Source organism: Stenomitos rutilans (genome assembly GCF_059505485.1).
Genome location: NZ_JCACKR010000159.1, coordinates 151,398 through 173,162, shown reverse-complemented (window position 1 = coordinate 173,162; position 21,765 = coordinate 151,398). Strand labels below are relative to the sequence as shown.

At 49.8% G+C, this 21,765-nt stretch carries 18 protein-coding genes; 17 read left to right on the top strand and 1 reads right to left on the bottom strand.

Annotation, left to right across the window (positions count from 1 at the left end; all coding sequences use genetic code 11):
• Positions 1-759 precede the first annotated feature (759 nt).
• The 16 genes from AC5JLP_RS32155 to AC5JLP_RS32080 all read left to right on the top strand — a co-directional run bounded on the left by AC5JLP_RS32155 (position 760) and on the right by AC5JLP_RS32080 (position 19,004).
• Positions 760-1,230, top strand: coding sequence for a rhodanese-like domain-containing protein (locus AC5JLP_RS32155; RefSeq protein WP_496071942.1), 471 nt, complete (start codon positions 760-762; stop codon positions 1,228-1,230).
• Between the two features lie 561 nt (positions 1,231-1,791).
• The gene (locus AC5JLP_RS32150) at positions 1,792-2,124 is read left to right on the top strand and encodes a DUF6658 family protein (protein ID WP_496071941.1); all 333 of its coding nucleotides are present in this window, start codon (positions 1,792-1,794) and stop codon (positions 2,122-2,124) included.
• Between the two features lie 488 nt (positions 2,125-2,612).
• Positions 2,613-3,290 carry a hypothetical protein gene (locus AC5JLP_RS32145; protein WP_496071940.1) on the top strand — a complete coding sequence of 226 codons (678 nt, stop codon included), beginning with the start codon at positions 2,613-2,615 and terminating at the stop codon, positions 3,288-3,290.
• A 112-nt stretch (positions 3,291-3,402) separates the two neighbouring features.
• The gene (locus AC5JLP_RS32140) at positions 3,403-3,924 is read left to right on the top strand and encodes a DUF2231 domain-containing protein (protein ID WP_496071939.1); all 522 of its coding nucleotides are present in this window, start codon (positions 3,403-3,405) and stop codon (positions 3,922-3,924) included.
• 228 nt (positions 3,925-4,152) lie between these two features.
• A complete protein-coding gene (locus AC5JLP_RS32135) occupies positions 4,153-5,250 on the top strand; it encodes a glycosyltransferase family 9 protein (RefSeq protein WP_496071938.1) in 1,098 nt (365 codons plus the stop codon).
• A complete protein-coding gene (locus tag AC5JLP_RS32130; protein ID WP_496071937.1) occupies positions 5,247-6,521 on the top strand; it encodes a PucR family transcriptional regulator in 1,275 nt (424 codons plus the stop codon). Before AC5JLP_RS32135 ends, AC5JLP_RS32130 begins: the two co-directional genes overlap by 4 nt.
• A 91-nt stretch (positions 6,522-6,612) precedes the next feature.
• The gene (locus AC5JLP_RS32125) at positions 6,613-7,605 is read left to right on the top strand and encodes a glycosyltransferase (RefSeq protein WP_496071936.1); all 993 of its coding nucleotides are present in this window, start codon (positions 6,613-6,615) and stop codon (positions 7,603-7,605) included.
• Entirely contained in the window at positions 7,602-9,548 is a 1,947-nt protein-coding gene (locus AC5JLP_RS32120; protein WP_496071935.1) for a glycosyltransferase, read from the top strand. Before AC5JLP_RS32125 ends, AC5JLP_RS32120 begins: the two co-directional genes overlap by 4 nt.
• 26 nt (positions 9,549-9,574) lie before the next feature.
• Positions 9,575-10,303, top strand: coding sequence for an SDR family oxidoreductase (locus AC5JLP_RS32115; RefSeq protein WP_496071934.1), 729 nt, complete (start codon positions 9,575-9,577; stop codon positions 10,301-10,303).
• A 178-nt stretch (positions 10,304-10,481) separates the two neighbouring features.
• Positions 10,482-11,117 carry a D-glycero-alpha-D-manno-heptose-1,7-bisphosphate 7-phosphatase gene (locus AC5JLP_RS32110; protein WP_496071933.1) on the top strand — a complete coding sequence of 212 codons (636 nt, stop codon included), beginning with the start codon at positions 10,482-10,484 and terminating at the stop codon, positions 11,115-11,117.
• A 175-nt stretch (positions 11,118-11,292) separates the two neighbouring features.
• A complete protein-coding gene (locus tag AC5JLP_RS32105; RefSeq protein ID WP_496071932.1) occupies positions 11,293-12,366 on the top strand; it encodes a bifunctional heptose 7-phosphate kinase/heptose 1-phosphate adenyltransferase in 1,074 nt (357 codons plus the stop codon).
• A complete protein-coding gene (waaF, locus tag AC5JLP_RS32100) occupies positions 12,363-13,598 on the top strand; it encodes a lipopolysaccharide heptosyltransferase II (RefSeq protein WP_496071931.1) in 1,236 nt (411 codons plus the stop codon). Before AC5JLP_RS32105 ends, waaF begins: the two co-directional genes overlap by 4 nt.
• Entirely contained in the window at positions 13,595-14,425 is an 831-nt protein-coding gene (locus tag AC5JLP_RS32095; RefSeq protein ID WP_496071930.1) for a glycosyltransferase family 2 protein, read from the top strand. The genes waaF and AC5JLP_RS32095 overlap by 4 nt, the downstream gene beginning before the upstream one ends.
• 7 nt (positions 14,426-14,432) lie before the next feature.
• Complete coding sequence (locus tag AC5JLP_RS32090; protein ID WP_496071929.1) at positions 14,433-17,336, top strand: glycosyltransferase family 9 protein; 2,904 nt, start codon at positions 14,433-14,435, stop codon at positions 17,334-17,336.
• 83 nt (positions 17,337-17,419) lie between these two features.
• The gene (locus tag AC5JLP_RS32085; protein WP_496071928.1) at positions 17,420-18,649 is read left to right on the top strand and encodes a glycosyltransferase family 4 protein; all 1,230 of its coding nucleotides are present in this window, start codon (positions 17,420-17,422) and stop codon (positions 18,647-18,649) included.
• A 148-nt stretch (positions 18,650-18,797) separates the two neighbouring features.
• Positions 18,798-19,004 carry a high light inducible protein gene (locus AC5JLP_RS32080; protein ID WP_496071927.1) on the top strand — a complete coding sequence of 69 codons (207 nt, stop codon included), beginning with the start codon at positions 18,798-18,800 and terminating at the stop codon, positions 19,002-19,004.
• A gap of 103 nt (positions 19,005-19,107) precedes the next feature.
• Here AC5JLP_RS32080 and AC5JLP_RS32075 read toward each other — a convergent pair whose 3' ends face one another.
• Positions 19,108-20,244, bottom strand: coding sequence for a glycosyltransferase family 4 protein (locus AC5JLP_RS32075; protein ID WP_496071926.1), 1,137 nt, complete (start codon positions 20,242-20,244; stop codon positions 19,108-19,110).
• 437 nt (positions 20,245-20,681) lie between these two features.
• On the opposite strand from AC5JLP_RS32075, the gene AC5JLP_RS32070 reads away from it, so the two are divergent.
• Positions 20,682-21,701, top strand: coding sequence for an SDR family oxidoreductase (locus AC5JLP_RS32070; protein WP_496071925.1), 1,020 nt, complete (start codon positions 20,682-20,684; stop codon positions 21,699-21,701).
• The last annotated feature ends 64 nt before the right edge of the window (positions 21,702-21,765 follow it).

Here is a 21,765-nt window from a genome sequence, read left to right as displayed (position 1 = left end):
CGAACTTGAGTTCGTCCTGTTTTTGTAAGCATTAGCTTTATTTTGATACTCTGAATGAGCTAGGCAGTATTTTAAAGTCTTTAGGGTATTTCCTTGACCGATGGTGAATCCTCTTTAAATTCTCCTTCAAAAGGGGGACTTTGAACAGTTGGGTAACTTTCCATTAACCTGGCAATCAAAGATCTGACGCTGATTGGCTGACAAAGGTCTTGAAAGGCTGATGGCTTCATTACTCATCCGCTCGTGATTAGAATCCGAGCTAATGGTGCGAAACCCGTTTTGTTAGCCCGCATTTTCATTGCAGGGTAGGTGATCGCTAAAAATTTTGTCAATCAACCAGCTAGAGCAAGTAAGCCTAGCGTAAGAGTTTTTAAAGTGCCTTAGTTTTTTTACTGAAAATCACTAGCCGATGAAAACTTTGGTCAAAAGTCGTATTTCAAAAAAATAGGCTGGTATATCTTACCAGCCTAAATAGATACGGATTTTATGAGCTTGTTGTGCGATCGTAGTTGCACAAGATTATCGTAATGATGGCTAACCACTTTCTCATCAGCCAATTTAGTGATAGAGCACGACCTAATGTAAAACATTAAGGTATCTAGCAATACATAGCTTTGTTTTAAAGAAACACTTAGCTTGAGAATTTATATGCTTTTAATGCATATCCTAAAAGCGCTTCATTCCATAGGAAGACAAAGTCGCTGTGGTTTTTTTGTTACATTCATCAGTGATGCCATAAGTTAAAAGTTGGAGAACATCATGGAAAATATCCAAGATACGATTAAAGACGCAAAAGACGCACTGCCAAACGTTACGCCTACACCACCTGGCCTGAAGGCTGAGTCTTCCGCACATGATCTAAAATCTCGCTTGGAATGGGGTGAGCCTGCATTAACGATTCTCGATGTTCGCGATCGTGAATCGTTTAACAAAGGTCACATTATGGGAGCAATGCCCATGCCTCTAGATCGGTTAATTGACGGCGCACAAACTATTGACAAAGTGCGCGACATTTATGTCTACGGCGAGACAGAAGAAGCTACCACACAAGCAGCCTCAAGGCTGAGCGAAGCAGGTTTTCGCAATGTGGCAAAGCTGAAAGGTGGCCTTGAAGCTTGGAAAGCGATCGCTGGTTCTACTGAAGGTACAGAGGAAATTTCCCATCCTGGTTCTGAGGCTTATAACGTCGTTTCTCGTCTTGCACACCATCAGCAAACTCAGCACAAATAGAGTACACATACTCCGTTATGCTGAGCAGGAAGCGACTGGCGACTCAACGCTCTTTTACTAGCCTTTTACAAGGTAATCTACAATGATTACCTTGTAAATTGCAGCGATCGTTAAGGGCTTTGTAAGAGGTCTGACATGTGCCCAATCGTGTCTAACTCTGCATCTCACCTAAGTAACTGGTCTCCACAGTTAGGGCACAACCTCACTTAATTTAACATCTAACTTGAGTGAGAGGTAGCAAACGTATTTGAACTGTAAGGTTCGGAAATGTAGACGATGCGACTTTTTGGAGTGCGGTTAACGCGAGTGCTTATTTCGTTGTTTATAGACACTTTAGACTGCTCACCCATTTATATGTCATGCAATAGTCATACATCGCCTCGCCTGCTTTCTTATTTTCCCGTTCTCTGTAGTGCTAGAAAAGTAATTTGTCGGCAAAGTTTTGTGCTTATCGCATCATGTTGTGCTGGATGGGTTAACTAAGGCAGATGAGCTATTTGAAAGGTAGAGTCGATTTGAATCGCCTGCTTTTCAATTTAGCTGTTTAACTTAAGTGTAGAAATGGGAAACGATTTCATGAATGCGCTAGTCTCTTTTTGTAAAAAGATACATCTCGGTAGAATTTTTGCCGTTCTTGCAGCAAGCTTTGTTCTACTTCTAAATGCCGCCTGTAGTAACGGAAATGCGGTTGGTGCTCGCCCTAATAACCCACCTGTTCAAATGGGAGGACAGAATAATCCTCACAAAGTTGGTGGTGATGGCTATAGCGAGTATCAGATGTCTACTGATCCTGCTGTTACTAAGCGCGATCGTGCTAGCGCTTCAAAACATGGTCAGTTGATTCAATCTCTGATGATGAGCGCTCATTTTCAGATCGCGACGCCCAAGGTTTAGATGTAACTGGAACCTTCTCCAGAAATATAAATAGAGATCCACTGAAAGAGGCGAGGCAAATACCTGAGCAGCCTCAGACGGTCATTGATCGAAGTAATCTAAATGAAAGGATTTTGGAGAAGACAGGCCGAACATTTGAAGAAGCTTCTAAGCATTTAGCAGGTTCAACCGATCAGTCAATTGAGCAATCAGGAGCGGTACAGCAAGATTTGAACCACTAGGGCGGTTTTAAAACCCTCGGAAGCCCCCAACTCCCAAATTTTGGAGCCTACAAACCAGCTTCAAAGTCCCCTAGCATTGGGTGGTTAAGGCCCTTTGGGCATACAAGGAAAGGGGGCAGAAGCTATCAGCAATGAAACGATTGAGGTTTTAAAACACCGCCTAGCGTTTTCATTGCACTTTTAACAGCGTAATGTAAAGGCTCACGGACAATTTTTCCACGCTGTTAAGGATGGTTGACTCAGTACCAGTTGTAAACATTGACCAGCATGATTAACAAACAATGGAGTGACAGAATGAACAAGGGTTTTTCCTTCTTTAAGGATATCCAGTTGGAACGGATTTTGATAACTGCAGCGGTTAGTGTGCTGATGCTGTTTAGTACTGCATGCAGCCGTGCCACTGCGACTGATGCCGCATCAGTAAAAGCTCCGAGCGGTTCTAGTCCCAATCCTCCTGGGCAAGTGCAGCCTTACAAAGGTGGAATGAACAACTTTGATGATGTTGATCCCACCCGTTCAGATAAAAGCAGCGTTGATGCAAAAGCAAAAGCGTTAAAGGATCAAGTAGAACGTAACATCAACGAGAGGGGCATTGACAGCCCTGAGCAATACGTTAAAAACTATCGCAGTGGTACACCCATCAATGAGCGTGTTGAGAACATCGGTAAAGACTTAGGCAAAACTGCTGCTGATGTTAAAGAAAGCCTGCAAGAGGTTGGGGAGCGTGGCTCTAAGAACCTTGAGCGCAATGTAAAGAGCGCACCTGGACAGGCTTCACGCACGTTTGACCAGGCTAAACAAAACGTGAAAGCAGCCGGTGATGACGTTTCTCGTGGTGTTAAGGAACCCGTCAACAAAGCTGACAAAGTACTTGATCGCGCAGGTGAATACGCCCAAGATAAGGCAGATGATGCGGTTAACGCGGCTGCTCGTGCAGTTAATTAATTACCCTGAAACCACATCTTCTAAAGGTAATCCCCTTTAGGAGTAAGAGCTTTGAGGCCGGAACCTGAAGAGGCCAGTTTTTAACCCGATCGCGATTCTTTGAGGTAGAACTATGACCCAAACACCGAACATTCCGCCTGTGATTGAAAGCGATGAAAAGGAATATCGTGATAGCGGTGTGCCCAGCACAGTGGCGATCGCAGGACATCCATTTCATCCATTAATTGTTACCTTTCCCATAGCGTTTTTAACGGGTGCTTTGGGAACTGACGTTGGCTACTGGCTTACAGGTGATGCTTTTTGGGCACGTGCATCGTTTTGGCTCATTGGTGCAGGTATTGTTACAGGTCTTTTAGCGGCCGCAACAGGCATGCTAGATTTTTTGAAGATTGATCGTGTCCGCGAACATCAGGCAGGTTGGGTACACATGGTAGGCAATGTAGCTGTGCTTGCCTTATCACTGGCGAGTTTTGCTCTGCGGTGGGGCAACCAGACAGGAGCAATTCTTCCGACAGGGCTTGTCATTTCACTATTTGTAGCAACGTTGATTGGTATTACTGGTTGGTACGGTGCTGAACTGGTTTATCGCCACAAGGTTGCTGTGATCGGTTATGGCAGTAGGCACAGACCTTAACGATCGACTTCAGTCTGGCTGACAAAACTCAACTCATTAGTCGCCAGGAAAGCTGTTTCCTGGCGATTTATCATAAACAGATGTGACTGGGCTTGCCTTTGCTGATCACTAAGCACGTTTCAATCGTCCGCATCCATCAAATTTAAATCTACAGATAGATGTGAAAACCCCGTGAAACCGCTAAGCTGCTGAACATCTAGCGAATGAATTGAATTGAATAAAGCGATTATGCCCTATCGAATGCCTTCAAGAGGCGCAGTTTTCAACAGCGATGCTCTTGCTAATTTTAGACGTATTGCAGTGGTGCGATCGCTTGAGGGCCTGGGTGATTTCCTCTGTTTGATCCCGGCGCTGCGATCGTTGCGTGCTGCTTTGCCACAAGCACACATCACGCTAGTGGGATTGCCACAGACGCAAGCATTGGTGCATCGTTTTCATCAGTATCTTGATGCCTTGCTGGCTTTTCCGGGATACCCAGGCTTGCCAGAGCAAACACCTCACCTTCAGCAGCTTCCATCGTTCCTTGCAGCAGCACAAAATCAACGCTTCGACCTGGCGCTACAACTGCATGGTAGTGGCCTGATTACGAATCCATTGACCGTCTTGCTTGGTGCAAAGCATACGGCTGGCTTTTTTCTGCCTGATCAATATTGCCCTGATCCAAAGAGCTTTTTGCCGTATGTTGACAACGAGTCAGAAGCACGGCGTTATGTGCGGTTAATGGATTTTTTGGGCTTCCCTTCTCAGGGTGAAGCGTTAGAATTTCCACTCGACGAGGATGATTATCGGGCAATGGCTGCGATCGAATCAATTGCTTTACTTCGTCAGGGCCATTACATCTGCATTCATCCGGGTGCCAGTACTGCCGATCGTCGTTGGTCTCCAAAACGATTTGCGCTGCTGGCGGATGTATTGGCGCGGCGAGGGTATCAAATTGTGCTGACTGGATCGTCAGAAGAATTGCCATTAACGCAAGCAGTTGCCAGGTTTATGCAAGCTGCGTCGATTAATGTTTCAGGTTGTACCAGCTTAGGTGCGCTGGCTGTTCTACTCAAAGGGGCTTGCTTGTTGGTTTGCAATGATACAGGCGTTTCACACCTGGCAGCAGCGCTTCAAGTACCTAGCGTGGTAATCTTTACAGCTTCTGATCCAAAGCGGTGGGCACCATTAGATCGTACTCAGCATCGGGTGATCGACACTTCTAACGGTGGGACATTGGAAGATGCGATTGTTCAGGCAGAAATACTTTTACAACGGTCGTCTGTTTTTAGGAATTCCCCTTCTACAGCATCACACCTGGAACAGAACAAAGGAGTATCCGTATGACTCCTCCATTTGAGCAAGTTGCAACTGCCATTGCAGAACGGTTAGCTCAACTCTTAGCAGCAGAAGTTTCAGTGTTGAATGCTCAAGGTGAAACTGTGACAACCAGCAAACCCAATGAGTTGTTAGGTTCACCTCATACGATCGTCGCCACTAAGGACGTCAATACTCTGTGCATTCCCATTCATTTCAACGGGCAGGAGGGGAAGGTACTCATTACCCCTTCGGCAGAAAGTGAAGCCATTTCGTTTCGTCCGGCGCAGATGTTAGTAGAGTTGATGCTTCGCCAAGTGACCACAACAGCGCAACTCAATCAGCATGAGCTTAAAAATAAATTTATTCATGATCTATTACGTGGGTCAAACGCTAGTGAAATGGATCTGCTGCGAGAGGGGCAAATCCTGGGGATGGATCTCTCTCGTCCGCGTGCTGTCATTCTAATTGATGCTGCAGACTACATTCTGTCTACGATCGCGCTCAGAGAGTTTGAACCATCAGCCCAAATTTTGCGACGGGCACAGCTTGTCATCAGTAGCATCGTGCGCTTTTTTCACCTACCCAACGACACCATTTGTGCGTACATTGGGGATGGCGAAATTGCTGTGCTGAAAGCTAGCAGTACGCAAGATTTAGCTGCATGGACGAGTCGTGACGATGAGCCAAAGCACGTCGATCCATCCTGGGCCAATCTTATTGCGTTGAAACGGGCTGGAGCGGCTTTACTCGATCGCTTGCGCGGTGAGACGCAAACCACCATCAATATTGGGATTGGTCGTTATCATCCCACATTGAAAGGGTTGGCAGCTTCATACCAGGATGCACGAGCGGCTTTATCGTTGGGAAAGCGGTTCTCTGGTCAAAATCAGGTTCATTGCTTAGATGGCTTAGGCATTGCAGCGTTTGTTGGTCTTTCCCACGAACGTACCAAAATTGATCTGGCTAAATACCTGCTGAGTCCGCTTGATCAAGAAATGGAGCTGCTTGAAACGTTGGATGTCTTCTTTTTTGAAAATTGTTGTCTTTCCACAACAGCAAGTCGGCTGACAATTCACCGCAATACCTTGAGTTACCGCTTAGAAAAAATTACCTCGCTTACCGGGCTTGATCCACGTCGTTTTGATGATGCTATGCAAATTCGTTTGGCGCTTTTTTTGCGATCGTTTCAGGGTGATGCTAGCAAGTTGTGCAAATGCACAGTCGTTGAACACTGGGATCACTCGTATCTTGGGCAAACATCCGATGAATCTTGTCATGCAGCCGTTCATCATAAATAGTAACGATGAACTATGCAGTGAGGTTTGGTGACGGATCAACTGCGGTTCGCCCTGCCTTTAAAGTCAACAATTATTGATTTGGATGACATTCATGCGCCCACTACGCATTTTAATCTGGCATGTACATGGGAGCTATCTTTACTATTTGACTCAATCCCATCATCAATTTTATTTGCCTGTAAAGCCAGGTTATCCCGAAGGTTACGGTGGGCGCTTAGCAGGCTTTCCGTGGTCTGACACGGTGCATAATGTGCCTGCTGAAGCAGTACGTGATCTGGAGTTTGACTGTGTGCTGTTTCAATCGCGCAAAAACTATCAGGAGGATCAGTACGACATTCTCTCGGCAGCCCAACGTCAGCTTCCGCGTCTTTATTTAGAGCACGATCCTCCGCAGGAACATCCCACGAACACACGCCATCCAGTTGATGATCCAAACGTCCTATTGGTTCACGTCACACCGTTTAATGCCTTGATGTGGGATAGCGGTCGCACACCCACTTGTGTAATTGAACATGGAGTTATGGTGCCAGAGGTGCCGTATACGGGTGAACTCGATCGCGGTTTAGTCATTGTCAATGGGCTGCGATCGCGCGGTCGTCGGTTGGGTGCAGATATTTTCGAGCGTGTGCGACAGCAGGTGCCCCTGGATTTAGTCGGCATGGGCACCCAGGGTGATGGCTTGGGTGAAATTCCCCACGCTCAATTGCATGCGTTTCAAGCGCAGTATCGGTTCTTCTTTAATCCCATTCGGTATACGAGTCTGGGGTTAGCGGTCTGTGAAGCCATGATGATTGGCATGCCGATCGTCGGTTTAGCGACGACTGAGATGGTCACGGTGGTTGAAAACGGTGTTTCTGGCTATGTGGATACAAACGTCGATCGTCTAATAGAGAAAATGCAGCAATTGCTGGACGATCCAGCAGAGGCGCACCGTTTGAGCCAGGGTGCTCGTCATTATGCGGAAGCACGGTTCAACATCCAGCGCTTTACGCGTGAGTGGAATGCTGCTTTTGCGCTAGTGACCGGGCAGGGAGAACGGCAACTTGCCTCAACAGTCCAGACGTTAGTACGAGGTGGCGTATGAAAAGGCGACTTGCATTGATTAGTGAGCACGCTTCCCCGTTTGGTGTGCTGGGTGGTGTGGACAGTGGTGGGCAGAATGTCTATGTTGGGCAGCTTGCAAAGCATCTAGCTACAATGGGATACGCAGTGGATGTCTTTACACGACGCGATCATACGCTCTTGCCAGACGTGGCTGATTGGGTTGATGGCGTGCGCTTAATTCATGTGCCTGCGGGGCCAGCAACGCATGTTCGAAAAGAAGACTTGTTGCCCTATATAGCAGAGTTCACGGCGTATGTGCTTCAGTTTTGCAAGCGCCAATCAACACCCTATGACCTCATCCATGCCAACTTTTGGATGTCGGGCTTGGTGGCGGCTGATGTCAAGCAACAGCTAGGCATTCCCTTTGTGATGACGTTTCATGCTCTGGGACGAGTGCGGCGTTTGCATCAAGGCAAAGCGGATGAATTTCCCGATGAGCGCTTTGCGATTGAAGACCGGATTGCGGCTGAAGCGGATGCCATCATTGCCGAATGCCCTCAAGATGAGGATGATTTATGTCGTCTTTACCAGGCTGATCCCAATAAGATCGTCATCATTCCCTGTGGTTTCAATCCAATGGAGTTTGAGCCGCTCAGTAAGCCATTAGCCCGTGTTGCTTTAGGATTGCCTGCCGATGAGCGTGTCATTTTGCAATTGGGTCGTATGGTGCCTCGCAAAGGAATTGATACCGTCATTCGAAGTCTGGCGTATTTAATTCAGGAACACCAAACCCCTGCACAATTAATTATTGTCGGGGGCGACGCAAACGATTTTGACTCGCGCATTACGACCGAAGTAACACGGTTGAAAACGATCGCCGTTGAAACAGGAGTGGCCGATCGCGTTACGTTTGTGGGTCGTCAGGGCCGCGAGGTGCTGAAGTACTACTACAGCGCAGCGGATGTGTTTATCACCACGCCCTGGTACGAGCCATTTGGCATTACGCCGATCGAAGCAATGGCGTGTGGCACACCCGTGATTGGTGCGAATGTGGGGGGCATTAAATTCACCGTGCGGGATGGCGAAACGGGATATCTGGTGCCACCCAACGAGCCGACCGCGATCGCAGAACGGTTGGCGTATCTATATCAACAGCCTCAATTGCTCGCGACCTTTCGGCAGCAAGCCATTAAGCGTGCCAATGAACTGTTCACCTGGCAAACGGTTGCAACCGCAATGGCAAGTCTTTATGAGCGCGTCATTGTTGAAAACCAGCCAGAGCAGCAGTATGCTACTCATGCATTAGCATTGATCGATCGCGGCTTCGATGGAGCATTAACGGCACTGCGAACCTCTCGACAAACACTACAGGGTTCCATTTTAGAGGCGGCCGCCCTGTTAAGTGAGTGCTTTCAGCGGGGCGATAAAGTGCTGCTTTGCGGAAACGGGGGCAGTGCGGCAGACGCTCAACATTGTGCAGCAGAGTTTGTGGGTCGCTTTAAGTGCCAGAAGCGACCGGGCTTTCCAGCAATGGCGTTGACGGCAGATAGCGCTGTGTTAACGGCCTGGTCAAACGATGTGGGTTATGAAAACGTCTTTGCGCGTCAGGTGGAAGCCTTTGGTAAAGCGGGTGATGTGCTGATTGGCATTAGCACCAGCGGACGATCGCAGAATATCGTGCAGGCGGTTGCGGCTGCGAAAGTACAGGGAATGCATACAATTGCCCTTTTGGGTGGAGATGGTGGTGACGTGCGATCGCTGGTAGATCACTGCCTGTTGGTGCCATCGTCAGAACCGCAACACATTCAAGAGGTACATATTGTGATGATTCACCTTCTCTGTGAGTTGGTGGAAGAATGGTTTATCACAGAACCATCAACGGTTGTAAACCATCAGCCTTCACCTCATATTTTTGAGGCAGTGGAAAGGCAGCTTGGTAAGGCGATCGCGCCGGATCAATTCTCAGCCTCAATTGGCTATTGACAAGCATGACTAGTGAAGGAACCGACATGATGAACGAATTAACCGGAAAAGTTGCTTTAGTGACGGGTGGTGCGCGTGGGTTGGGTGAAGCCATTTGTCGCATGCTGGGTGCTGAAGGCGCGATCGCGATCGTGGCGGATCTGCGTGAAGAACTGGCCGAAACCGTTGCATCAGAAATTCAGGCCGATGGTGGCAAAGCCAAAGCCTTACGGTTAAATGTCTGCGATGAACAGCAGGTAGACGCCGCTGTTGAGCAAATTATTCAGGAATTTGGGCATCTGGATATTTTGATTAACAACGCGGGAACTGATGTGACCTTGCCCGTCGATGAATTGACGATCGCAGAGTGGGATCGCGTTCTAGCCGTCAATTTGCGTGCGCCCTTTGTCCTCTCAAAGCAGGTGTTACCCACCATGCAGCAACAAGGCCGGGGACATATTGTCAACATTGCTTCCACTGCATCAAAGCGTACCTGGGCAAATGCCTCTGCGTATCATGCAAGCAAATGGGGGCTTTTAGGCTTTAGCCATGCTCTGCATGTGGAAGCCAGACCGCATGGCATTAAAGTCACGGCTGTCATTGCGGGTGGGATGCAAACACCTTTTATTCTCGATCGCTTTCCCGATACGCCCCTAGACAAACTTCAAGATCCTAAAAATGTTGCCGATACCATTCGCTATGTGCTGTCTCAACCCGATGGAACGGTCATTCCTGAAGTGATGGTATTGCCGATGCAAGAATCATCCTGGCCTTAGAGGGGTGAGGCGTAAGGGGTGAGGCATGGGGAGAGTTGTGAGTTTTTAGTTGTGAGTTGTGAGTTTTTAGAAGTCAGAAGTCAAGAGTCAGGAGGAAACTCTACGCTGATGGCTGATAGCTGAAGTGAGGGATGAAGGATGAAATGGGTGGAATGCAGATGGGGATGAATGCAAGACGATGATGAATCAAGCGGTGTTTTTGGATAAGGATGGGACGTTGATTGAAGATGTTCCATACAACGTTGATCCGGCACAGATGCGTTTAGTGGCAGGTGCAGGGATAGGACTACAACAGTTGCATCAGATGGGATATCAACTGATTGTCATCTCTAACCAATCTGGTGTGGCACGCGGTTACTTTTCTGAATCGGCGTTAGCAGAAGTAGAACAGCGTTTGCAGGCGTTGTTGGCACCGTTTGATGTGTCGTTGGATGGCTTTTATTACTGCCCTCATCATCCAGATGGTACTGTGATGGACTATGCGATCGCCTGCGAATGCCGTAAACCTGCCCCTGGCTTGCTCATGCAAGCGGCTCGTGATCATGGGATTGATCTAACTGCTTCCTGGTTTATTGGCGATATTCTCAACGATGTGGAAGCGGGTCGTAATGCTGGTTGTCAGACGGTGCTGCTGAATAATGGGAATGAGACGGAGTGGCTACTATCAGTCGATCGCGTACCTCATTACATGACGGCGGATTTGGCTGAAGCGGCAGCAGTGATTGAGAAGGTAGGAGTCAGAAGTCAGAAGTCGGAATACCGCAAAGCAGAAGCAAGCTACAGGAGTCGGGAGGCAAAATTGGTAGGTTTTTAATGACCACGAATATCATGCTCGGAGTTAAAAACTAACGACTTAGGACTTACGCAGTCGCTCCCTGAATCCCCCAATCCTGGGGTACTTTGAGTCCTTGTGCCTCCAGTTTGGGGGTTGGGGGCTAGTTTTGCGAGAATTTGCGTAAGTCCTACAACTAACAACTAAAAAAGCTTTCATGGAAATGACTCTGCCTGCCTTAGTTCATTCTTTTACCGATCGCCGTGTGGTGGTGCTGGGTGAAGCGATGCTGGATAGCTACTTGATGGGTAGTGCTGATCGCCTGTGTCAGGAAGCACCTGTTCCGGTGGTGACGTTGAGCGATCGCCGGGATGTTCCGGGTGGAGCGGCGAATGTTGCGGTTAATCTTCGCGCATTAGGAGCGCAAGTGTCCTTTCTCTCGGTTGTTGGGGAAGATGAGAATGGCGATCGCTTACGACAAGCGTTAGCACACTGTGGGGTGAAAATAGATGATCTTCTCGTGCAGACCGATCGGCAAACGTTGGTGAAACAACGCATCATGGCAGCGTCCCAAATGGTTGTGCGGTTGGATCAGGGCAGCATTGAGGCGATCGCGCTTGAGATGGAACAGCAACTCATTGACCGACTGCACAAACTGGTTCCATCTTGTGATGCGATCGTGATTTCGGATTACAGCTATGGCCTGCTGACTCCGCGTGTGCTGGACGCGATCGCCGCACTGCAAGCCACCGCACCAAAATTACTGGTGGTCGATTCTAAGCGGTTGGCAAGCTATCGATCACTGGGTGCTACGGTGGTCAAACCCAACTATGAGGAAGCCTGTCGCCTGTTAGCTGATCCAGCAACAACATTGACAACGGCTGTGGAAACTCGGCTTGAGTTTATGGCGCGGCATCGTGAACAACTCCTAAACTTGACCGGAGCCGACATGGTGATTGTGACGCTGGATACCGAGGGTGCCGTGATTTTGCAGCGACAGCAAGCACCACAGCGGATTCAGGCGAAACCCACAACGTGCAGGCAAGCGACAGGTGCGGGTGATACCTTCATTAGTGCGTTGACACTGGCATTGGCAAGCCATGCTCCGGTGACGATCGCGGCTGAACTGGCAGTCACGGCTGCGGCTGTGGTGATTGCGAAGGAAGGCACCGAAACGTGTTCTGCTGAGGAACTACAGACAATACTGAACACACCGATGATGCACAGGATACCTACATCTGTGTGGAACAACGATGCTGAAGGCAATCCATCAACACAGGAGGTTGCATGATGTCTCATGTCACAAATGCACTTGATACTGATCAACTGAATCAATGGCAGCAAGCCAAAAGGATTCTGTGTATCCGCCTGGATGCGATCGGTGATGTGTTGATGACGACTCCGGCAATCAAAGCATTGAAGCAGTCAGGCGATCGTCACATTACTCTACTGACATCCCGTTCAGGAGCCGAAGTAGCGGCGTTAGTGCCAGAGATCGATCGGGTGATGACCTACGATCCACCCTGGATGAAGGCAACGACACCCAGATTAGACAGTGGCCCTGAATTGGCAATGATTGAAACGTTGCGTGAAGGCAATTTTGATGCAGCCGTGATTTTTACGGTGTTCAGTCAAAACCCTTTGCCGTCCGCCCTGATGTGCTATTTGGCAGACATTCCACTGCGGCTGGCTCACTGTCACGAAAATCCCTATCAACTTCTCACTAGTTGGGTGCTTGATCCCGAACCCAGCAGCGGTATTCGTCATGAAGTACGCCGCCAGTTAGATTTGGTCGCAACAGTTGGATGTCGTCTTGAAGATGAACGTCTTTCCTTGCAAGTACCCGACAGCACCTATCAACGCGTGTTTCATCAGCTACACACGCTTGGCCTTGAGATTGAGCAACCGTGGGTGGTCATTCATCCTGGTGCTACAGCACTATCACGGCGGTATCCGGCAGATGGGTTTGCGGCTGTGGCGCGTCGTTTGTTGATGGATGCCAATTGCCAGGTGGTGTTTACAGGGACGGCACCAGAGCGATCGCTGGTCGAAAGCATTCAAGCAGCGATGGGAGCCGCATCTTTCTCTCTAGTGGGTAAACTGGATCTGGCGGAAATGGCTGCGCTGCTGGCGATCGCGCCCCTTCTCATTGCTAATAATACAGGGCCAGCGCATCTTGCGGCGGCTGTTGGTACGCCTGTGGTTGACCTGTATGCGTTGACCAACCCACAGCACACACCCTGGGGCGTGCCGAGTCGCGTGCTATTTCATGATGTGCCGTGCAAGTTCTGCTACAAGAGCCTCTGCCCTGAAGGCCATCATCACTGTTTAGAGTTGGTGACACCCGATGCAGTCTTCAAAGCGGCCTGTGAACTGTTGGATCACAGCAATACATCCGCGATCGCTTTAGAGCCAGTGGCAGATGTCTTCACACAACCAGCGTTGACGATCGCTTCTGGTCAGGAGTACCCGTCAGCAGTCATTCCATCAGCAAGGCCATCAGCAAGAGAGGTATGGGGATGACCGCTGTTGATGTGTTGATTCCAACGTGTAACCGTCCTACTGCTCTGGCAGTGACGCTCACCAGCTTAATTGCTCAGACGTTTCAGAACTTTCGCATTATTATTTCTGACCAAACAGAGGATACCAATCCGTTAGAAACGGGTGAAGTGCAGGCAGTGCTGCGAGTGCTGGCAGCGCATGGACATGAGGTTGTGCTGCACAAACACTTACCGCGTTTGGGGATTGCAGAGCAGCGTCAGTTCCTTCTGGATCAGGCATCAGCGACCTATGTGCTTTATCTGGATGATGATTTAATTCTAGAAGCAAATCTCACCCAGCATTTAGTCAGAACCATTCAAACTGAAGGCTGTGGGTTTGTGGGCAGTGCGCCTCATGGACTGAGCTTTCGTTGCGATGTGCGCTCTCACGAGCAGGCGATCGAGTTCTGGCAGGGAGCAGTACAGCCAGAAGTGGTGAAACCAGACACGCCTCAATGGGAACGATGGCGACTGCATAACGCTGCAAACCTCTACCATGTGCAGCAGCGCTTAGGGTTAGCGGCGGCTGATCCGCAAACATACAAAGTTGCCTGGGTGGCAGGCTGCGTGCTGTACGACCTGGAAAAACTTCGCAGCATTGGCGGGTTTAACTTTTGGCGCGACCTGCCACCAGCACACGGGGGCGAAGATGTACGGGTTCAGCTTCTATTAATGGCACGCTATGGTGGCTGCGGTATCATTCCATCCGGTGCGTATCACCAGGAAGTGCCAACAACCATTCGCGATCGCGCAGTGGCGGCCGATCATGCGATCGACTGGTCAAGCGTGCAGTCGGTTTCCAGGAGGTGAAAAAGGCGTGCAAACGATTTTATTCATTGAGTTGCTAGGCGGCCTTGGGGATGTGCTGATTGCTCTATCCGCAATCCAGGCACTGGGACGTGCGTATCCCCAGGCAAAACTCACGGTTTTAACCTTTGCACCGGGGGGAGAACTCCTTCAGCATGATCCCCTCATCCATACCGTGATAAGTATGCCTCCTGAACAAAAACAGGTGCCTCACGCCGCCCGTAATGTCATTGAAGCCCTGCTCGAACGCGTTCCCTTCGACTTGATCGTGTCGGATACAACCTATGACGGCATTGATGCTTTGATTGAGCAGAGCCATACGCCGCGAGTCATCACCAACCTCTGGCGATCGCCACCGCCGCATGAGAAAGTCAGCGATCGCTTCTTGCACATTCTGCAAGCCGAAGGATTGATTACGCCTGATCACATTGCACCCGCACAGCTTCATCTCCTGCCTGCTGAACGTGAAGCCGCTCGACAACAGCTTGACGGTATGGCTCAGCCGTTGGTGATTCTGTATCCCGATGCGGGCATGGCGATTAAACGTTGGTCAACAGCAAACTTTGTGCAGGTTGGCAAAGCGTTGCAGCAACATTACAACGCCACGATCGTCGTGCCTGTTGGTGCTGATGTAAAACAGTCCACACAGATTGCTGAAGAAATCGGCGGTACTGCAACGGTTTGGGCACAGGGTACCTTGCGAGAACTGGCGGGACTTATGGCAAACGCCGCGTTAGTGATTGCCTCGGACACCGGCCCTGCCCGGATTGCAGCCGCACTTCACACACACACCATCACACTCTTTGGCCCCTCCTGGCACGATCGCTACGGGCAACCTGCCCCGCATATCAATCTCCAGGGCTATCCCGATTGCCCTGAGCGCAATATCAGCAACTTCACCACACAGCACTGTTGGTATAGCGGCGCATGTCCCTTCGATCGCTGGCAAACCTGTCTGGAAAATATCTCACCCGCTCAAGTTCTGGCTGCTGCCGCTCCCGTTCTACAAGCTTCAGCCTCTAGTCATCGATCGTCCTCTGAACATGAATCACTTAGCTCAGAGTGGAGTCAATCCATCCCCGAACCTAGACGAATTAGCTCAGAAGTCGCTCACCTCACCTCCAAACTCAAACCACCTAGCTCAGAAGTCGCTTATCCTAGCTCAGAACTCACTCATCTGACCTCAGAACTCACTCATCTGACCTCAGAACTCAGCGCACCCATCTCCGAACTCAGCGCACCTAGCTCAGAAGTAGCCCATCCCACCTCAGAGCTCACTCATCTGACCTCAGAACTCAGTGTACCTAGCTCAGAACTCACTCATCTGACCTCAGAACTCACTCATCTGACCTCAGAACTCACTCATCCTATTTCTGCACTCGAAACGCCCAGCTTAAAACTCAAACCATCAAGCTCTGAACTCGAACCCTCCAGCTTAGAACTCCATCACTCGACCTCTGCACTCGAACTGTCAAGCTTAGAACTCGGAATACCAAGCTTAAACCTCGAACTGTCAAGCTCAGAACTCCACTATGTAACCTCCAAGTTTGAACGATCGAGCTTGAAACCAAACCCGCCAAGCCTGGAGCTTAAACAATCAGACTCCGAACTCCGAACTCCGGACTCCGAACTCAAAACTCAAAACTCAAAACTCTCTAGCGTAGCGGCGCAAAGCGCTACTCAAAACTCAAAACTCAAAACTTCCCTCCCCCCTCCCCTCTCCCCGCGCGCCCCACACCATACACCCCACACCCTCTCTCCCCCTTGGTCACTCGCCCGCAACATTCTAGTCATGCGCCTGGACAACATTGGCGATGTCTTAATGACTAGTCCTGCCCTGCGTGCCATTAAAGATGCTCTGCCAACCGCTCGTTTAACGCTCATGGCAAGTCCCGGTGGGTCACAGGCCGCTGCACTCTTGCCCTGGGTGGATGAGGTTTTACCCTGCCGTGCACTGTGGCAAGACTTGGGTAAGCTGGCTTTTGATCCCAATCGAGAAGCATCCTTGATCCAAACCCTGCGCGATCGCCAGTTTGATGCAGCCATTATTTTCACCAGCTTTAGCCAAACGCCCCATCCAGCAGGCTATCTGTGTTATCTGGCAGGCATTCCCTTGCGATTGGGGCAGTCCAAAGAATGGGGTGGCTCTGTATTCACAACCGAGGTCAGATCAGGACTCGACACGATGCATCAGGTCGAGCGAAATTTGCGCCTCGTCGAAGCGGTTGGTTTTCCTGTACGCGATCGCAGCTTGGGAATTCACATACCTACCGCTGCTCAACACAGTGCCGCCGCAAAGCTACTGGAACAGGGATTAAAACCTCATGAGCCGTATATCGTGCTCAATCCCTGGACAAGCTGCCAGTCACGCAATTACTCGACGGAGCGTTTTGCGATCGCCGCCCAAAAACTGGCGCAGCAGACGGGCTATCGCATTGTGGTCACAGGGGTTGCTGGCGATCGTGCTCAGAGTGCTTCTTTAATGGAATACTTGGGTTCAGGTGTGATCGACCTCATTGGGCAGACTAATCTTGCGGAGCTAGCCGCGCTGATTGACAAGGCAAGATTGATGGTGAGCAATAATACATCTACAATGCATCTTGCTGATGCGATGCGGACTCCTAGCGTAATTCTGTTTGCGGGTACAGAATACGAATGCCAGTGGCAACCGCGTCATACGGCTGCACGGCTACTGCGGCAACCAACGGACTGTAGCCCCTGCTATGCGTTTACCTGCCCTTTCAATCTGGAATGCTTGGATATTGCACCGGAGCAGGTGGTTGAAGCTGGCTTAGCGCTGCTACAAACCTCGATCGTGTACGCACGATCGAGCTTCGTTGCTAGTCCTGATCGGGGGACTTCCCCCCGCGCCCCCGCCATGTGGAGGCCTAACTCCCCCACGCCCCTCGAATAAGAGTATGGCTGGCTGCTATGCGATGTTGCTGAATGAAGGGAAATATGTATGCTTTCTAGAGATTCACCCGTCTCGTAATCCTTATGTTTCACGTCACGCTGATTGCAGGCACTTATAAGCCGACCCGTTGTGGTGTGGCCCACTATACTGATCGCCTCCGCATGCAGCTTGACAAAGTGGGTGTGCAATCAACGGTGCTGACGACACACCCTGCTGCAAAAACGGCGGGTCAGTCAGATATTATCGGGGCTGTACAGAATTGGCGCTTGGCAGCACTCATACCACTGGTGCGATCGCTCCAGATGACCACAGATATTCTGCACATCCAGCATGCAGCAGGCACCTATGGTTTTGAACGGGCGATCTTTTTGCTGCCGTTGCTATTGCGGCTAACGGGTTGGCGTAAGCCGATCGTCATCACCGTGCATGAGTACGGCTGGTGGGAATGGCAACCCCGTTGGCTGCCAGCATCGTTCTTAGAATGGCTGAAGCAATGGGGACAGCAACGCGGCTGGTGGGATCGAGAAGATGGCTTTTTGCTGACCCTTAGCGATGCCATCATCACGACCAATGGCGATGCCGAAAAAGCTTTACATGAGCGGTTGCCAACCTTTCACGATCGCATCCATCGTCTGGCGATCGCGCCTAATATTGATGTTGCGCCGATTGACAAAATCACTGCCCACCAAGGCTTGCGTCAGCTCTGTGGCTGGGCAGACGATACGGCCGTGATTGCCTTCTTCGGTTTTTTACATCCCGTCAAGGGATTAGAGACGCTGCTAGCGGCTTTCAAACAAGTTTTGGTGGAGCATCCACACGCCCGATTACTGCTGATTGGAGGTGTGGAAAGCTTAGCGCTGGTCGGTGAACAAGCAACTCATTATTGGCAGACATTACATACGCTAGTTGAAACTTTAGAGCTAGATGCAACGGTGCATTTCACAGGATATGCGGATGCAGAAACAGCATCTCATTATTTATCAGGTGCCAATTTGGGTGTACTTCCATTCAATCATGGGGTCACACTAAAAAGTGGGTCACTATTGGCGCTTCTAGCACATGCGTTACCTGTCGTGGCAACCCAAGCAAAGCCATCCGATCGCGAACTAGATGATTGCCTGTCGCTTGTTTCTCCCCGTGATGTGAATGGTTTAGCGATCGCGCTTACCAAGCTTTTGAACGATCGTGCAAAACGAGAGCAACTGTGTCAGGCAGGTCTTTCCTTGGTTCAAACAATGGGATGGGACGCGATTGCAACTACACATTTAGAGATCTACCAATCAACGTTGCTCACATTCAATGCGGTGAAATAGTGAAACACTGTGATGCACTTTACTATGCAGCATCTCGATCGTTCTTACGAAGGGCGTGGCTGACAATGGAATGATCTGTCCCTTTCGACAGAGTAGCCATACTTTATCAATCGTTACAGTAATGGCATGAACTGAAGGACATACATTCATGCAATCACCCTCTGAAAAAGCAATTTTAGATGCCACGACAACCGCGCCTGCATATAACGGCAAAGATCGAAACGCTTTCTTGTTTGGCTTTACACCTCAAGCCGAATTGTGGAACGGACGACTAGCTATGATTGGTTTTGTCGCATACCTGCTATGGGATCTCGCTGGCTATAGTGTCGTTCGCCTACTGCACTTGGCTCCATAAAGCGTTTCTACTTGTCACTACTCTCAGTTTCCAAGCAAGCTATAACCCCTGCTAGCATCAACCCTTATTGGATGGATGCTGGCAGTTTCTCGTCTTGGTATCATCAATCACGGGGGCGTGGGATGGATAAGCGAGGCGATCGTGGAATGGACAAAACCTTTTGCCAAATCTCTTCATACCGCTTCGCCATTTGTGATGCTGTAAACTCCGCCATTGCCACATCACGTCCACGTTGACCCAAGCGATCGCGCAGGGCAGGATCATCCTTTAAGGAACGCAGAGCAGCCGCCAATCCATCAACATCACTTTTTTCGATCAATAGTCCCGTTTCACCGTGAATGACCGCCTCGGCAATGCTACCGACCCGCGTAGCAATCACTGGTCGCGCCGCTAACATGGCTTCAACGATCGCCAGTGGAAAGCCTTCAGACCGAGACGGTAAGACGAAAAGGTCATAGTTGGGCAAGCGATCGCGTGGTTGCTCAATCCATCCTGGCAGGCTCACGCGATCGCCAATGCCCAACTCAACAGCCAGTGTTTCTAAAGCGGCGCGTTGCTCCCCTTCACCCAAAATTTCAACCCACACGTCTTCGACCTGCGCGATCGCCCTCAATAAAACATCGTGGGCTTTCATCGCGTCCAACCGTCCCACACTCCCGACTAAAAGCGTTCCATCGGGTTGCCTGGTTGTTGCTATCTCGTGCATGGATGGCTCCGGTACCCCATTTGGCACGGATAAAACCGTGTGGCGACCCAGGGCATAAAAGTCTTCCATTCGCCTTGCCGATGCGTCTCCCACTGCAACATGGGCATCCACACGCAATGATAAAGCTCGCGTCCGCCAAAGTTCGATCGCATCAGTAGTGCGTAAAGGTAATTGATCCACCCGCACCACTCGTGAGTTGGGTAACGAGAGCGCTGCAACAAGACCGATCGCACAAGCCCACGGTGTGCAGAGGTTGAAGTGGACAATTTCTGGTTTCAATCGATGAAATGTTGCAATGTGCGCAACCAATGATTGAAAACCCGTTTCAGGCAGCACAATTCTTTCTGTACAGGGGCGCTGAGCGGCGATCGCGTCTACAACCTGCGGTGAAACACCGACAACAGTTACAGCAATGTCACTCGATACATTGGCAATAAGATGCCCAAGGCTAAGCTCTGCGCCACCAATCCCCATTGCATCGGTGTACACCATCACCTGAAGTGAAGAATATGCACTTGATTCAAACAGTGCCATAGCTGAAATACATCTCTATCAATCTTCGATTCATACAGCATGCAGCCTTTCAATCTTGATAGACCCTATGTCTGTCAAGGAAGTTTAATGAGACTTACGTAAAAGCGGCCATCTTTTGCCCCCTAACCCCAATTCTAGGGGAACCGAGTCAATTAAAGCCCCAATTCTGGGGGCTTTGAGGGCAAATGCGTAAGTCCTATTTAATTGACTTTGGTGAACGTCAGTGCCCACTATAACGTCAATACCAATAACCTTAATAGAGGCTCTCTCTTTTGACGTATAAGGTTCTGCCTCATGATGGACGGATGGGACATTCATTGTCAGTAGCTTTAAGAGGAAATCGCATGAGTGAACACGCTTTAACGTGTTTGTTTGGAACTGATCGCTAAGAACGGTTATGACCAGAGCCGTTAAGGTTAAAAAATTAAGGAGCTGAAATGCAACTAAAGCCAATAGAGCAGCAGGTTGTTGCGATCGTTGGAGCCTCCAGTGGTATTGGACGTGAAGCGGCGCTTCGTTTTGCACAACGCGGTGCCAAAGTTGTAGTGTCAGCACGAAGTGAAGCAGGTTTAAACTCACTCGTAAATGAAATCCATCAGCTCGGTGGAGATGCAACCGCAGTCGTAGCTGATGTCTCTGATTTCGAGCAGGTACAGGCGATCGCGGATAAAACTATTGCCGTCTATGGGGGGCTGGACACCTGGGTTCATTCCTCTGCAACGGCTGTTCTCGCGCCCTTTGAGCAAGTGACTCCAGAAGAATTCAAACGAGTCATTGAAGTGACGTTGCTGGGACAGGTCTATGGTGCAATGGTCGCGTTGCCCCATCTCAAGCGTGAAGGACGAGGTGCATTAATCCATATTTCTTCAATGGAAGGACGGCGGGCACTGCCTCTGCAAAGCTCCTACTCATCAGCAAAACATGGCGTAGAAGGGTTCCTTGAATCGCTACGGGTTGAGCTACAGCATGAAGGCAGCGAAGTCAGCGTCACCAGCATTAAACCAGCAGTCATCAATACCCCATTTTATAACAATGCGTTGACTAAATTGGGTGTCAAGCCAACCGGACTGCCACCCTATTACGCACCAAGCCTAGTTGCTGATGCCGTACTTTATACCGCCGAGCATCCTACACGCGATTTCATTGTGGGCGATGTGGGCAAGATCCTGGATATTTTGCAACGACTTTCACCTGCACTGGTTGATTCCTTTTTGGTGCTAGCAGGCTTTCAAGGTCAGAAGACCAACGAATTGAAGTCAGAAGATGCACCTCATAATCTTTATGAGCCAGTACCAGAACACGATCGCGTCGAGGGTGATTTTGGCAATCTTGAAGTACCCAGCGTTACAGATTGGCTCGATCGCCACCCTGCGATTGGCTGGGGCGTTGCTGGCACGGCTGTAGGAGCAGCAGTTTTAGCGATGTTAGCTGCACAAGCGTTCAATGGTGATATGTAGCGTGAAGGTTCTTGAGGCCGTGACAAATCAGAACACGATGACTGTTCTCATTGCCTCAAATCAA